Origin of the sequence: Empedobacter falsenii, from assembly GCF_019308355.1 — a bacterium.
GTDB lineage: Bacteria > Bacteroidota > Bacteroidia > Flavobacteriales > Weeksellaceae > Empedobacter > Empedobacter falsenii_B.
The window spans coordinates 34870-50725 of sequence record NZ_JAAGKM010000003.1 but is presented as its reverse complement, the minus strand read 5'-3'; the positions used below and the strand labels follow the sequence as shown (position 1 = coordinate 50725).

Genomic DNA, 15856 nt, shown 5'->3' with positions numbered 1-15856 from the left:
ATAATACAAAATGAGACAACGTACCCCAGCTTATATATTTATCCCATTAACGCTATTAGCAGTAATCTTAGCGTTTACAATGGTGACGCCAGTAGATGTGGTGCCAGAACCAGGTTTTCAAGGAATGATGCACAATTTATTGGAGCACTTGAAACATGTGTTTGCGCAAGGAATTTTCTGGGCAGTATTAGCAGTTGCAATCGTGATGCTTTTAATTATCAATGCTTTAAATAAAGTTGTTGAAGCAGAGAAATTTAAAAGATTATCTGAAGAAGAACAAGCTAAATATTTAGAAGATGGTAAAATAGGTTACTTCAAAAGATTGTTCAGTAGTGCTGGTAAAAAACAATCAGACGAAGAAGAAGAATCTATTATCTTAGATCACGGTTTTGACGGAATCAAAGAGTTAGACAATGCTTTACCACAATGGTGGTTATCATTATTCTACTTTGGTGTTGTGTTTATGGTGGTTTATGTAATGGCTTATAGCTTTACAGACTTTGCTCACATGGACAAAGAATACGAAAAAGAAATGGTTTACAAAGATGCACAAGATAGTATTTGGGCAGTTGCAAATGATATTGATATCACAGGAGCTGTAAACAAATCTAATGATCCTGCAATTGTAGAACAAGGTAAAAAGATCTTCGAACAAAACTGTACTCAATGTCACATGGAAGGTGGTAAAGGAGGTATTGGACCAAACTTAACTGATGATTACTGGGTGAATCATGTAGAAGATAGTTTATTCAAAAATATTTATCACATTGTTTACAATGGATCTCCACACAATCCTCAAATGCGTGCATTTGGACAACGTAAAGAGTTATCTGGATTAGCAATTGAGAAAGTAGCTTCTTACGTATATTACATCAACCAAAAAGAACCTACGAAAACAGTTGCAGAAGGTGCAGCTGCTCCTCAAGGTGACTTAATGGAAGCATGGAAACAAAAGTAATTGATTGAATAATTACAACAAATATCATATTGAAAGAGAGCTTATTTATAAGCTCTCTTTTCTTTTTTAGTCGTAAATTTGTATATATTTAAAATTCACTATAATGAGTGTTCAAAATTCTGACCCAAAAGATGAATTTAATTTAGACGATTATTTGGATGAAAACAGCCAAATGAACGAAGATGTACGTACTTCCATTGGAACTATGGAGCGAACAGGAGAGCGTAAATGGGTTTACCCTAAAAAACCAAAAGGTAAGTTTACAAATTATAGGACGTATGTAAGTTATGTATTGTTAGCAATATTAATCTTAACGCCTTTCTTTAAATTACCTAATGGAAATCCATTGTTCAAATTTGATGTATTGCACAGTCAATTCATTTTATTTGGTTTTCCATTTTTTACATCAGACTTCTTCCTTTTAGCTTTAGGAATGATCACGACAATTATTTTCATCGTATTATTCACCATGGCTTATGGTCGTTTATTTTGTGGATGGGTATGTCCACAAACTATTTTCTTGGAAATGGTTTTTCGAAAAATAGAATACGCCATAGAAGGAGATAGAGCAAAACAAATAAGATTAGATAAGCAAGATTGGGACGAAGAAAAAATTCGTAAAAAATTACTGAAATGGACCATCTTCGCAATCATTTCATTTATTATCGCAAATGTATTCCTAGCTTATATTATTGGAGCTGATGCATTGTATGATGTAATAAAAGAAGGTCCTGCAGAAAATGTAGGAACATTGGTTGGATTAGTTTTCTTCTCAGCTACTTTCTATTTCATCTTTGCATGGTTTCGTGAACAAGCATGTACATTGGTTTGTCCTTACGGACGTTTCCAAGGCGTATTAATTGATGCACATACAATCAATGTAACATATGATTTCAAACGTGGTGAAGGAACAGCTGGTCGAGCAAAATTCAAAAAGAACGAAGACCGTAAAGCAGAAGGAAAAGGAGATTGTATAGATTGTGGTCAATGTGTAGTTGTTTGTCCAACTGGAATTGATATTCGTAACGGTATCCAATTAGAATGTGTTAACTGTACAGCTTGTATTGATGCATGTGACGAAGTAATGGAAAAAGTTGGTTTACCAACAGGATTGATTCGTTATGCTTCTGAAGATGATATTAAACGTGGAGAAAAATTCAAATTCACGAAACGTTTAGCAGCTTATACATTTGCCTTATTATTATTAATTGGAGCAATGACAGCATTCTTGTTCTCTCGTTCTGATGTAGAATCTAAATACCTTAAAGTTCCTGGAACAGATTATAAAGTAGAAGGAAAATACTACGTTAATCAATTCGAGTATACATTGTACAACAAAACGAATGCAGATCAAATTGTAACTGTTCAATTGCTATCACACAAAAACTCAAAAGTAGAAATGTACGAAGGTGAGAATAAATTGAACATGGAAAAAGGTCAAATCATTCAAGGAAAATTCTTCTTGAAAATTCCAATGAATGAAGTCAAATCGTACAAAGAAAAAGTAGTGATTGGCTTAGTTAATCAAAAAGGAAAAGTAATCGATAAATACGAAACGAGCTTCTCAGCTCCATTCAAATATTAATCATATGAAGTTAAATTGGGGACATTATGTAGCAATTGCTTTGGGATGTTTTATGATATTCATTCTATCATTGTTATATTTTGCAGGAGATACAGGCGGAATGGTAACCGAGGATTATTACGAAAAAGAAATTCATTTTCAGGATGAAATAAATGCTGAAAAACGTGCAAATGCTTTAGCTGAAAAACCTGAAGTTCTTGTACAAGCAAATGGATTTTTATTTCAATTTCCAGCTAATACAGCTGCCGATTTTAAAGGGGATATTTATTTGATGCGAAATGATAACGAAACGAAAGACGTTAAAACAGCAATCAAATTATCAGACAGAAAAAATTTCTTAGTACCTTCTGTTAAGTTAATTGACGGAGAATACGAATTAACTTTAAGCTGGAAAGAAAATAATCAAACTTATTTGATTAAAAAGTCCATTCGATGGATTTCACAATAGTTATCATAGCATTATCCATAGGTCTTACATCGTCCCTGCATTGCGTGGGGATGTGCGGGCCTATTGCTTTATCTTTGGGATTAGAATCTCAAAACAAACTAAAATTTACACTTCGTAATTTGACGTATCAATTAGGACGTGTAACCACTTATACAATTTTAGGCGCAATTTTAGGATTGATTGGTGAATCATTTTCATTTGTTGGATTACAAAATTACTTAAGTATTTTGATTGGAGTTTTGATGATTATTATGGTCATGATTCCAAAATTCTACGAAAATGGTGCTACGCAACTTCGCCCTGTTAACGCCTTGATGGTAAAAGTAAAACTCTCTCTTGGTAAATTCTTAATCAAGAAAGATTCTTCCTCACTTTATATAGTTGGTCTATTAAATGGCCTTTTACCTTGCGGAATGGTTTATGCTTCACTTACAGCTGCCATTGGTTTAGGATCAGTTTACAAAAGTGCGATGTTTATGTTCTTCTTCGGATTTGGAACTTTGCCTTTGATGTTTGCAACCGTTTTATTTGGTAATTTTTTATCAGTGAAACAGCGTCAAACGATCTTAAAAATCTTACCAATTATCACACTTATTTTGGGTGTATTATTTATCCTTCGCGGATTAGAATTAAACATTCCTTTCATTTCACCAGCCAAAGAAGCACTTCAGCTAAATGGAATGGATGAGCATTGTATGTAAATTTATTTGTAATTAATTGAATTTTTGAATTTGAAAAATTCAAAAATTATTATTTTATCCTTATTAATTTCAATAATAATATTATTTATAGTTCAACATTTTGGAAAAGTATTTGAACAAAGTCCATTAGAATCTGACGGATTATATCCTTGTGAAAAAAATTATGAGGGTTATTTTGAACCATTACCTTATTCATTTGATAAAAATTATGATGATAAATTAAGATGTTCTAGTCTTAAAACGAGAGTAACGTTTAATAATCCTATTAGTGAGTGATAAAGGGTATTCAAATGATTATTTTAAAACTGTATTTACATTTCCTCCGTTTAGTACTGACGGTTATATTTCAAACCAACAACAATATGAAAAACTAAAAATTGATTTCTCAAAATATTTAATTCAAATCAATTGAAGCCTTGTTAAGATTTAAATCTTGACAAGGCTTTCATTAAAATCAATACTTTCATCCTTACAAAATAAATCGTATTTTTGACGTTATCACTATATGTAGTGTAACTAAATAAACGTCAAAATGATAACACAATTAAGAGGTAAATTAATCGAGATTTATCCAACAAATGCTGTAATAGATTGCAATGGGGTCGGATATTGGGTCAATATTTCACTAAATACATATTCTACTTTAGAACACGAAGAATTGGTTACAATTTTTACACATTTGATCGTTCGCGAAGATGCGCATATACTTTATGGATTTGCAACAAAACTAGAACGAGAAATTTTTCAGAAATTAATTAGTGTTAACGGTGTTGGTCCAGCTTCTGGAATGATGATTATTTCGACACTTTCTTCCAAAGAAATTGCAACTGCAATCGCTCAAGAAGATGCCAGATTATTGCAAAGTGTAAAAGGAATTGGAGCTAAAACAGCGCAAAGAATTATCATTGACTTGAAAGATAAATTGGATCAAAATTTAATATTAGATGTTAATTCTACTTCGGTTAAAAATAAATCTAAGAATGAAGCGTTATCTGCTTTAGAAGTTTTAGGAATTCCTAAAAAATCTGCAGAGAAAATTATGGACAAAATCCTACAAGATCAGCCAGATGCAGACGTGGAATTCTTAGTAAAAGAAACCTTGAAGAAAATTTAATGAAGATTCATAACGAACCAAAAACTATTCGTAAAGGCTCTACTATAGCAGCTTTGTGTTTCCTTTTTGCAATGGGAACTATGAGCGATGTTATGGCTCAGGAAAGTGATACGCTTAAGTTTCCTATCCGAGATCAAAAAGGTGGATTGTTTTTAGATAATCAAATAAAATACGATGTACAATATGATGCGATAAAGCGTCAGTATATTTTATATCCTCAAATTGGAACAAGTTTAGTTTCCGAACCTATCTATTTGACACGTCAAGAATACCTGACTTTGGTTCAGAATCAAGACATGAAAAATTATTTCCGTACAAAATCTCAAACCAACGATCAATTTTATCGTGAAGAACGTTTTGGAGATAAGGAAGGAAAAAAAGAAGGAAGTATTTTACCAAGTTTTAAGGTGAAATCGAAAGCTTTCGAAACTATTTTTGGTGGATCAGAAATCTCATTGATTCCGCAAGGTTATGCAAATTTAGAATTGGGTGTTTTCTTGCAAAAGATAGATAACCCAATGTTGTTGCCACAAAACCGTCAAACGCTTACAATGGATCTTAATCAACGTATGCAATTGAGTATTTTGGGTAAAGTCGGAGAAAATCTTCAGATGAAAGTGAATTATGATACGCAAGCTGGTTTTGGCTTCGAAAATCAAATGAAACTTCAGTGGAGAAAGGCTTTGGGGAATAAATTGGATCCATTTGGAGGAGAAGATGATATTCTTCAAAATGTAGAAGTTGGAAATATTTCTATGCCCCTTAGTACTTCTTTAATTACTGGTGCTCAATCGCTTTTTGGAGTTAGAACTGATCTTAAATTTGGAAAAACAAATGTTACTGCTGTATTCTCTGAACAGAGATCAGAATCTAAAAATATTGTTGTTCAAGGTGGAGGAGCAATGACTGATTTTAAGATTGCTGCTGAAAAATATGAGTATAATAGACACTTTTTTTTAGGACAATATTTTAGAAATAATTATGATAGAGCTCTATCTAATTATCCAGCTATAAATAGTAATATAAATATACAACGTATAGAAGTATGGAAAATAGACAAAACAGGTGGTAACCAGCAAAGTAGGCGTTCTATTATAGCTTTAAGAGATATTGCAGAAAGTAATGGTGTTCCAAATAATGTAAACAACCCTCTTTATAATTCTATAAAGTCTCAAAACTTTAATTCAATCAGTGATGCAAGAAATTTCTTAAATTCATATTCTTATAATGGAGAGCAATTTCAAGATGGAGAAAACTTTGTCGTAAATGAAAATGTAAGAAAATTAGATGCTTCTGAATATACATTTTATCCAAAATTAGGATATATATCTTTAAATACTCCGTTGGTTGATGGAGATGATTTATTAGCTGTTTCTTTTCAATATTCTCTAAGTTCTGATCCTATAAAATTATATTCTGTAGGTCAAATGTCTGATGAAACAGCATTACCTCTTATTACAAAATTAGTAAAACCTAATTCTGTTGTTAACGTAAATTCTCCTTCATGGGATTTAATGATGAAAAATATTTATTCATTAAATGCTTATGGTCTTTCTAGTGAAGATTTTTTATTAAATATTAATTTTAAAGATAATGGAGAACAATCTTCTGGTAAATTAAATTATTTACCAAATTCAGCAGTTTCTGAACAATCTTTATTACAAGTTTTAAATATGGATAGATTGAATTCAAACGGTCAATTACAACAAAACCCTGACGGTAGTTATGGTGATGGATTATTTGATTTTCAATCAGGATTAACAATAGATACTGAAAGAGGAAATATTGTTTTTACATCTGTAGAGCCTTTTGGTAAATATTTAGATAATAAGTTAAAAGGTCAAAATCAAGAATATGTTTTTGAACAAATTTATAAGCAATTACCAAATACATTATCAGGAGAAAAACTTGCAAACAGATATACATTAGAAGGTAGATATAAAGGGACAGTTTCTGATGGAATTCCATTAGGAGCTTTCAATGTTCCACAAGGTTCTGTAAAAGTGACTTCAGGAGGAGCTACATTAACAGAAGGAGTAGATTATACAGTAGATTATCAATTAGGTCGTGTAAAAATTATAAATGAACAATTAAAAAATTCTGGTGCTGCTATCAATGTAAGCTTAGAAAATCAATCTACATTTAATTTGCAGAAAAAACGTTTTATAGGTTTGAATGTAGAACATAAATTTAGTGATAAATTTATGTTAGGAGGTACATTAATTAATTACCAAGAACGTCCAGTTACACAAAAAACTCAATTTGGATCAGAACCTGTGAATAATACAATTTTTGGTTTAAATACTCAATATAATTCTGAGGCTGAATGGCTAACTAGATTAACAAATAAAATTCCAGGAATCAAGACAGATCAAATGTCAAATATTACAGTTCAGGCAGAAGCAGCTTATTTAATGCCTGGTGTAAATAAGGTTACAGATGGATATTCTTATATTGATGATTTTGAAGAAGCTCAATCACGTATTAGTCTATTAGATGTAACTTCATGGAAATTTGGATCAACGCCAGGAAAACCTGCAGGTTATTCTTTAAATAACTTTCACCCATTTTTCCCTAATGGAAATAAAAATGATGATTTATCATTTAATAATGGTAGAAAGATGCTTTCTTGGTATAATATTGATCCACGTTTTTATGGATTAAGTGGAAGTAAGCCGTTAACTGATCAACAAATGTCAACAAATAAATCTCGTCGAGTAAAATTGAAAGAGATTTTTAATCAAATGGATGTTATGGCTGGAACAAATTCATACATCAATACATTAGACATGACATTTTATCCAGACGAAAGAGGTCCATATAATGTAAATCCAAATGCTACAGATACAAAGAATTGGGGAGCAATGATGCGTCCAATTACTGTATCTAATTTTAAAGATTCAAATGTTGAATACGTTGAATTTTGGATGATGGATCCTTATGCTGATGGAGATGGAGGAGATGGAGAATTATTGCTTCATTTAGGAAATGTTTCAGAAGATATTCTGAAAGATGGAGAAATGATGTACGAAAATGGTTTACCTCACTCAAATAATGGTGCAAGTACTGTAGAAACAAATTGGGGGGTTACACCACAATTAAATCCTATATTGTATGCATTTGATACCGATGGACAAGCTAGAAAAGAACAAGATTTAGGTTTTAATGGATTAACTGATCAGCAAGAAGCACAAAAATATGGAATATCAAGTAATAACATTGTTACAGGAGAATTAGATCCTGCAAATGATAATTATTTATTTTACTTAGATGATAGATATAATTCTGCTCCTATAGGAAATACTGTTCAAGGTCGTTACAGATTCTTCCGTAACCCCCAAGGGAATAATTCAACAGACAATCCTTTACATGCATCTTCTTTAGTGCCTGATACAGAAGATATAAATGGAGATTTTAATTTAGATCAAACAGAAAATTATAATCAATATACATTCAAGATAACTAGACAAAGTTTAGCTGATACAGAAAATAATTTTATTGTTGCTAGAAAAGAAGTTGATGCTGAATTTCCTGATAAGACAACTAAAAAAGTAAAATGGTATCAAATAAGAATACCAGTTGATAGCTATGATTTAGATATTGATGGAGATGGTGTTGAGGAATTAAATAATCCAACTTCTATTTCTCAAGCAGAAAGTGTTCTTAATTCTGTTCGTTTTATGCGTGTTGTAATGAGAGGATTTCAAGAACAAACAACTTTACGTTTTGGTACATTTGACTTAGTTCGTTCTGAATGGAGACGTTATCCAAAAAATATTTATCCTTACATTATAAGTAATCAAGAAGGTTATGAAAATGATGTAAATGTTGGAGATTTAGAAATAGGAGAAGTTAGTGTAGAACGTAACTCTACAGATAGACCAGCGTATATGATTCCTCCAGGAGTTAATCGTCAACAAATACAAGGAACAACAGGTTTTCAATTACAAAATGAAGCTTCTATGACAATGAAAGCTAAATTTAAGCCTGGTAGTACATCAAAAGCTATTTTTAAGAATACAAATCTAGATTTAAGAAGATATAAAAAATTACAAATGTTTGTATCTGCTCAAAACTTATTAGATAGAGCGTCAAATGCGATTGATAATGGGACAAAATTATTTATTCGTTTAGGTAGCGATTATACAGATAACTACTACGAATATGAGATGCCTCTAAAATATACACCTCAAAGTTCTACTACAGAAAGTGCAGTTTGGCCAGATGATAACTTTATAAATTTAACAACAGATTTATTTACAGATGCCAAGAAAAAAAGAGATTTAGATAATTTTAGTACATTACAACGTTACAATTATCCATTTGATACAGATAATCCAAATAAGACTGTTTATGTAAAAGGTCGACCAACATTGGGTAATGTCTCTTCAATTATGATTGGAGTTCGTAACACATCAGGAGCATCAGATAAAGAAGTATTGTTATGGATTAATGAATTACGTTTAGGAGAAATTGATAATAAAGGTGGTTATGCAGGATCAGCAAATATTCAATTTAATTTAGGTGATTTTGCAAATGTTCAAGTTTCAGGAAATACAAGTTCTGTTGGTTTTGGAGCGATAGATCAAGGACCTTCATCTAGAAATCAAGATCAAACAATACAATATGCTTTAAATACAGAAGTAAAACTAGACAAGTTTTTACCTAAAAAATGGGGAATGGAAATTCCATTTAATTTTACAATTCAGGAAAGTTTTGTCGATCCAAAATATAATCCATTAGACAATGATATTATTTTTGATGAAGCGCCTAATAAAGCTGAATTAGAAAAAGTTGTTCGTACTTATACGCAGTTCAAAAGTTTTGCTTTTAATAATATTCGAAAAGTTAGATCAACAAATAACAACAACCCTGTTCGTTTCTATGATCCATCTAACTTTTCAGTTTCGATGATGTATTCGGATAATTATTACCGTGATATTTACACGCAATATAACATCAACCAACAATTAAGAGCGTCGATTAATTATAATTACGGATTTAGAGGAAAATCGTACGAGCCTTTCAAAAAATGGCGTGCGGTTCAACCAAAAGAGGAATCAGGAAAATATTTACAATTTATTCGTGAATTTAATGTGAATCCTTTGCCAACACGTTTCTCTTTCCGTACAGAGATTGCGCGTACATATAGCGAAAGACAATATCGAGATATCAGTCAATATTTAGGAGGAGGAAGTTCTTCGAGCTTAATGCGTCCGACATATAGTAACAATTTCTTGTTCAATTGGCAATATAATTTAGGTTTTGATTTGACAAAATCGTTGCGTTTAGATTTAACATCTTCGACAATGACGTTGAATGATGGAACAACTTTCCAGCGTGCAGATCAAGATATGATTTGGCAAAATATGTTTACAATTGGACGTCCAGTTCAGTATGATCAACAATTTCAGGTGAATTATAAATTACCTTTAAAATTCTTCCCATATCTAAATTGGATGAATGTTGAAGCTAGATTTACTTCGAATTATAACTGGATTGCAACTTCTACTGCTTACAGAAATTTTGAGACAGAAGTTACAAATCCTGATGGTTCTACATCAACACGAATTGCGAATTTAGGTAGAGGTACAGCTCAAAACTCGAATTCGATCAACTTGATGGGAGATTTAGATTTTGCAAAATTTTATCCGGAATTTAAAGGATACAAACGTTACGATTCGATCTTAAAAGGACGTCGAGCAGAAATAGATTCGTTGAATACAGTTTATACAAATTTATTTGCTAAAAAACGTCGTACAAATAAGAAATCAGCTTATAAATTCAAACATAAATTTACAGCAAAAGATTATGGTTGGATGGTTTTATCATCACTAAAGCGTGCTAATTTTACGTATAATCAGACAAATGGAGCTGTAATTCCAGGATTATTGTATGAGCCAGGTTTCTTTGGTGTTGATGGTAAAAATGGACCAACTTTAGGTTTTGTTTATGGAACGCAATTCGATATCAAACGACAATTAGTTGAAAGAGGATTGATTGTAGGAGATGAATTGATGACGGATGCGTATCAAATAACAAAAGGTTCTGATTTTAATGGAACTGCTTTGATTGAGCCAATTCCAGATTTACGAATTGATTTGAATGCAAAACGTACAAAAGATCGTCGTATTTATCATTCAGGATTCAATTTAGCAGTCGAAAATCCTTACATCGATGAATTAGCAAATCTTAATATTTCGACCGTAAATATCAAAACAGCTTTCAAAGATGGAGATGCAATTTTTGAGCAATTTCTAACAAATACTAAAACTATTTCTGGACGTTTAGCACAAAAAAGAGGTAGCGGAAATGTAGATGGACTTGGTTATTACGAAGGATTTAATGCAAGAAGTTCTGATGTACTTTTACCAGCCTTTTTAGCGGCAGTCCAAGGAAAAGATGCAGGTTCGTCTAAGTTAGGGTACAATCGTTCTATTCCAGTTCCGAATTGGCGCGTAACGTACACAGGATTGAAATCTGTTCCAATTATTAATAAATATTTTGATAATGTTGAGGTTTCGAGTTCATATAATTCGACATATACAACAACTGGTATTCAGTCCAATCCAAACTTTATGTTAGATACAGGAATTATGGGTGGTGGACAAGTGACTGGTAAAGATGAAAACGGAAACTTCTATACACAGAATTTATATGGAGCGGTTACGATGATCGAATCATTTTCACCATTATTGGGAGTGGATTTAACATTCCGTAACAGTATGCAATTACGTGCACAATATAACAGAGATCGTTTATTATCATTAAGTACAACAAATTATACGTATACAGAAGATTATGGATCTGAATATATTATTGGATTTGGGTATATTTTCAAAGATTTCAAAATGAAGATTCGTTACCAAGGAAATCAGAAAACAATCAAAGGTGATTTAAATATTCGTGGAGATTTCTCATTAAGAGATAATCAAACAACAATTCGAAAAGTAATTTATAATTTTGATGACGCACAAAATCCAAACATACCAACAAGTATTTATGGAGATTCGCAAATTACAGGTGGACAGCGAATTATGACGTTTAAGTTAACGGCAGATTATAACGTAAGTAAGAATTTGAACTTGAGATTCTATTGGGATCAGATGATGAGTAAATATAAAATTTCAACAGCTTTTCCAATTTCTCAAATTCGTGCCGGATTTAGTGCTACCTTTACATTCGGAAATTAAAAAACAATAAAACAAACATTATGAGCATTCCAAACAATTTAAAGTACAGTAAAGATCACGAGTGGATTTCTGTAGAAGGAGACTTTGCAACAATCGGTATTACAGCTTTCGCACAAGGAGAGTTAGGAGATATTGTTTATGTTGACGTAGAAACAGAAGGAGAAACTTTAGGTCAAGAAGAAGTATTTGGAACAGTAGAAGCAGTAAAAACAGTTTCTGATTTATTTATGCCAATTAGCGGTGAAGTTGTAGAATTTAACACTGAATTAGAAGGTGAGCCAGAATTAATCAATACTGATCCTTACGGAAAAGGGTGGATTATCAAAGTTAAAATTGAAGATGCTTCTCAATTAGATACTTTATTAGATGCAGCTGCTTACGGAGAATTAATCGGTGCATAAGACAAAGAAAATAATATTTTTTGCATATGTAGCGTTGGTGTTTTATCTGACGCTACTTCCACAAGAAAATTTCTCTAAATTAAGTACAATCGAAGAATTAGGAATCTTTTTTAAGATTGATAATTTTGATAAAATAGTACATTGTGGAATGTTTGGGATGATGACGATTTTGTTATTTGTCGCATACAAATTAACAAACCTACGCTTGATGATAATTCCGTTTTTGGTAAGTTTCCTCATCGAAATTTTACAAGGAATTTTAACATCGCTTCATCGTAGTTTTGATTTTGTTGATTTAATGGCAAACTTATCCGGAATCGCCCTCGCATATATTGCAATAACATATTATTTACAACATAAAAAAACTCAGTAGTATTACTGAGTTTTTTGTTTTTAGTATATTTTTTTGATTTCTCAAATGTAAACTAAGAAAATGTCATTCCGACGTCAGGAGGAATCTTAGATTCTTCATTCCGCTAGCGCTACATTCAGAATGACAGAACCAAAATTTATTTTTTTTGAGATTTTTTATTAATTTTATGTAATTAATATTTAATATGAAAAGCCAAAGAATAACAAAAGGAAGTATTCTAGAGATATCTATTGATAATAGGTACTATATATATGCTCAAATTTTAGGAAAATCGAGTTACGTATTTTTTGATTATAAATCGGTAGATAAAATAGTAGATTTAAACTTATTAAAAGATAAAAAAATATTATTTATAATTTCCGTTTTTGACCAAATTATTACGAAAGGAGAATGGCCAAAAGTAGGGAAATTAGATATAAGAAAAGAATTGGAGGTTTTACCAATGAACTTTATTCAAGATGCTTTAAATCCAACTAATTTTGAATTATATAATCCAAATACAGGAGAGATAGTTCCAATAACAAAAAATGAAATCATAGGATTAGAAAGAGCAGCTGTTTGGGATAAAAACCATGTTGAAGATAGAGTAAGAGATTTCTATAATAATGTTCCTTGTGTATGGTTAGAGAATGATAGAGAACTGTTTAATAGAGTTTTTCCTTAAGATTGTAAATGTATGAAAGGTTCATTTTTTATAGAAAAAGTTGAAAAAAAAAGCAAACTTTCGCTTGCTTTTAAACTATAAAAAATAATTTTTGCTTACCGCTACTTACTTCATCAATTCTTCTGGAATATCACAAATCGGAATCGGAACCATTTTATGTTGGTTAATACGATTTAATCTCGAGTAAATTTCGAAAACTTCCTTTTCTCTTCCTTCAAATTTATCTGCAGTTTTTCCTGCTTCTTTCGCTTTCATCGCCCATTCCAATTCATCGTAATTTGCACCCAATTGATCTTCATCCGAACGGTCATCGCCAAACAAACCATCAGTCGGTTTTGCTTTTTGAATATCGGTATTAATGCCTAAAAACTCAGCAATTTCATACACTTCCGATTTCATTAAATCTGCAATTGGACTAAGATCTACACCGCCATCACCATATTTCGTATAAAAACCAACGCCAAAATCTTCGACTTTATTTCCTGTTCCTGCAACCAAATAATTATGTAAACCAGCAAAATAATAAAGTGTCGTCATACGCAAACGAGAGCGTGTATTGGCCAACGCTAAATTCACTTTATCCGTCGTTTTTGTTTCTGGTAAAGCCGAAACCATTGCGTCAAAAGTTGAGGTTAAATCAACTTCTATCGAGTCGATTGGCGACGAAAACTTATTTTTTAACCATTCAATATGACGTTTTGCTCTATCCGCTTGATTTTTTTCTTGATGAATTGGCATTTCCAAATTAAGTAAAGGGGAGCCTGTCATCGCACAAAGTGTTGAGGTTACAGCCGAATCAATTCCGCCCGAAATTCCAATCACAAAGCCTTTTTGGTGCGCTGTTTCCAAATAATCTTTCAACCAAGAAACAATATATTCTACAACTTTTTCAGTTTGCATAGTTTAATAATTTATTTCAAAGATAGCAGATTATGAAAAAAATTAGGGTTGAAAATACTACAGATTATTTTACTATTTTTGTTAGCTAAATAACCAAGCAATGAAATTTGTATATGGCTTAGCTTTTGCGAGTTTAATTTTATTTACTGCGTGCAAAAAAGAAAAATCGTGGGAAGTGGATGTCAAAGAACAAAATGTTCAGTTGAATATTCATGATATCAGCCAAGATTTTTTTAACGATTCGATTCCTTTAGCGACTTTACGAAAAGATTATCCTTTCTTTTTTGATGCAAAAACTGCGGATGATGTATGGGAAAGTCAACGTCGTAATAAAGAAGAATTGAGTATTTATGGACAATCTCGAAAGGTTTTTGGAGATTTTAAAAACTTAAATGAATCGTTAACTCCGATGTTTCAACGTTACCAATTTTATTTTCCAGAATATAAAATTCCGACGGTTTATACCTATTCATCAGGTTTACAAAATATAGATTATCCTGTGATGTTTAGTCAGCAATCTGGCTTGATGTTTATTGCGATGGATGCGTATTTGGGGTCAAAGAATAAATTATATGATAGCATTGGCGTAGAACGTTATTTACGCACAAATTTAGATTTTAATCGTTTGCCTTCTCAAGCTGTTGATGCAATTGCGAATGATGTGGTAACATTTAGCCCAAGAAATCAATTATTTATTGATAAAATGATTTATGAAGGGAAGAAATTGATTTTGCAAGATGCATTGTTAACAGATACACCAGACGAATATAAAGTTGGTTACACGCCAGAACAAATTCAGTGGTGTATTGAGAACGAAGGTCAAATTTGGAACTTTTTTGTGGAGCAAAATTATGTATTCAGTTCAGATGCTTCTTTGGATAAACGCTTTTTAGCAGTTAGTCCATTTTCAAAATTTAATAATGAAATAGAACAAGATTCTCCAGGAAGAATTGCGGCTTGGATTGGTTTGCAAATTATTCGCCAATACATGAAAGAGAATCCGAAGGTAGAATTGAAAGCTTTGTTAGATGATATGGATGGTCAAAAAATCTTCAAAGATTCTAAATATAAGCCAGCTTTAGAAAGTAATAATTCAACAAATTATACAACAAAAACAATTGATGGTAAAGTTTACCATTTTGTGAAATAAACTAATAATTAGAAGTTATGAGAACAACAAATATTACGGTAGAGATTGAATTGGACGAAAATCACGTACCAGAAAAAATGACTTGGAATGCACCAGACGGTGGAATTAGTCACGAAGAAACAAAAGCAATGTTACTTTCTGTTTGGGATGATAAAGCAAAAGAGGCTTTGCGTATCGATTTGTGGACAAAAGAAATGACACAAGATGATATGAAACGTTTCTTTCACCAAATTTTAATTTCAATGTCTAGTTCTTACGAAAGAGCAACAGAGGAAAAAGAAGTTGCAGAAAGAATCGCTGCTTTTGCAGAAGAATTCGCAATTGCTTCAAAAATTAAAGGTTAAGATTTTAACCAAATAAAAACTTTAA

12 protein-coding genes are annotated in these 15856 nt (G+C 31.7%); 11 read left to right on the top strand and 1 reads right to left on the bottom strand.

The annotated features are described in order from the left end of the window. Positions 1-10 precede the first annotated feature (10 nt). From G0Q09_RS02460 to G0Q09_RS02420, 9 genes are all read left to right on the top strand, one after another. Positions 11-958, top strand: coding sequence for a cbb3-type cytochrome c oxidase N-terminal domain-containing protein (locus G0Q09_RS02460; protein ID WP_219033855.1), 948 nt, complete (start codon positions 11-13; stop codon positions 956-958). 103 nt (positions 959-1061) lie between these two features. Next, the gene (gene ccoG / locus G0Q09_RS02455; RefSeq protein WP_219033854.1) at positions 1062-2543 is read left to right on the top strand and encodes a cytochrome c oxidase accessory protein CcoG; all 1482 of its coding nucleotides are present in this window, start codon (positions 1062-1064) and stop codon (positions 2541-2543) included. Between the two features lie 4 nt (positions 2544-2547). Continuing rightward, positions 2548-2991: a FixH family protein gene (locus tag G0Q09_RS02450; protein WP_219033853.1), complete on the top strand. Its 444-nt coding sequence runs from the start codon at positions 2548-2550 to the stop codon at positions 2989-2991. Then, positions 2976-3692, top strand: coding sequence for a sulfite exporter TauE/SafE family protein (locus G0Q09_RS02445; protein WP_219033852.1), 717 nt, complete (start codon positions 2976-2978; stop codon positions 3690-3692). Before G0Q09_RS02450 ends, G0Q09_RS02445 begins: the two co-directional genes overlap by 16 nt. A gap of 532 nt (positions 3693-4224) precedes the next feature. Then, complete coding sequence (gene ruvA / locus G0Q09_RS02440; protein ID WP_219033851.1) at positions 4225-4806, top strand: Holliday junction branch migration protein RuvA; 582 nt, start codon at positions 4225-4227, stop codon at positions 4804-4806. Further along, positions 4806-11999: a T9SS outer membrane translocon Sov/SprA gene (gene sov, locus G0Q09_RS02435; protein ID WP_219033850.1), complete on the top strand. Its 7194-nt coding sequence runs from the start codon at positions 4806-4808 to the stop codon at positions 11997-11999. Before ruvA ends, sov begins: the two co-directional genes overlap by 1 nt. Before the next feature lie 20 nt (positions 12000-12019). Continuing rightward, positions 12020-12400 (top strand): glycine cleavage system protein GcvH, encoded by a 381-nt coding sequence (gene gcvH / locus G0Q09_RS02430; protein WP_219033849.1) that lies wholly within the window; start codon positions 12020-12022, stop codon positions 12398-12400. Beyond that, positions 12393-12773 carry a VanZ family protein gene (locus G0Q09_RS02425; RefSeq protein WP_219033848.1) on the top strand — a complete coding sequence of 127 codons (381 nt, stop codon included), beginning with the start codon at positions 12393-12395 and terminating at the stop codon, positions 12771-12773. The genes gcvH and G0Q09_RS02425 overlap by 8 nt, the downstream gene beginning before the upstream one ends. A 184-nt stretch (positions 12774-12957) precedes the next feature. Then, positions 12958-13437, top strand: a complete 480-nt coding sequence (locus G0Q09_RS02420; protein ID WP_219033847.1) for an immunity 26/phosphotriesterase HocA family protein — start codon at positions 12958-12960, stop codon at positions 13435-13437. A gap of 105 nt (positions 13438-13542) precedes the next feature. On the opposite strand, the gene nadE is transcribed toward G0Q09_RS02420, so the two are convergent. Further along, positions 13543-14337 (bottom strand): NAD(+) synthase, encoded by a 795-nt coding sequence (gene nadE, locus G0Q09_RS02415; RefSeq protein ID WP_219033846.1) that lies wholly within the window; start codon positions 14335-14337, stop codon positions 13543-13545. 100 nt (positions 14338-14437) lie between these two features. Here nadE and gldB point away from each other — a divergent pair, with 100 nt between their 5' ends. After that, a complete protein-coding gene (gene gldB / locus G0Q09_RS02410; protein WP_219033845.1) occupies positions 14438-15487 on the top strand; it encodes a gliding motility lipoprotein GldB in 1050 nt (349 codons plus the stop codon). A 17-nt stretch (positions 15488-15504) separates the two neighbouring features. Beyond that, the gene (gldC, locus tag G0Q09_RS02405) at positions 15505-15831 is read left to right on the top strand and encodes a gliding motility protein GldC (protein WP_038335027.1); all 327 of its coding nucleotides are present in this window, start codon (positions 15505-15507) and stop codon (positions 15829-15831) included. Positions 15832-15856: the final 25 nt, after the last annotated feature.